1 protein-coding gene is annotated in these 313 nt (G+C 48.2%); it reads left to right on the top strand.

Translation table 11 applies throughout. The features are described 5' to 3' along the window. Positions 1-140 (top strand): MetQ/NlpA family ABC transporter substrate-binding protein (locus tag ABT58_RS24150; RefSeq protein ID WP_240478052.1); only part of this gene is annotated, 140 nt, incomplete at its 5' end. Positions 141-313: the final 173 nt, after the last annotated feature.

Genomic DNA, 313 nt, shown 5'->3' with positions numbered 1-313 from the left:
TGGCAGTCATGGTGATTGCGACGCGTGATGCAGATAACAACAACCCGGCATACCAAACGTTTGTTGATATCTATCAGTCACAACCGATTCGCGACTATCTGCAGCAAACATTCAACGGTACCATCGAACCGGCTTTCTAAGCCAAATCAGGACATGTATTGCAGCCACCCCCTTCATCAGCGTGTATTCCGTTTACTCCGGTGATTGTGGTGGCTGCAACACTCATACCGGGTAAGTGTTGCTAATGGCAGTTACTTTGAGTTTCAGACTCGTCGACATTAAGACGAATGGTGAAGGTACTACCCTGCTGTGG

The sequence above is a fragment of the Photobacterium aphoticum genome (genome assembly GCF_001029435.1).
GTDB lineage: Bacteria > Pseudomonadota > Gammaproteobacteria > Enterobacterales > Vibrionaceae > Photobacterium > Photobacterium aphoticum.
The sequence above is the reverse complement of the archived record's forward strand: the minus strand, read 5'-3'. Positions and strand labels throughout refer to the sequence as shown.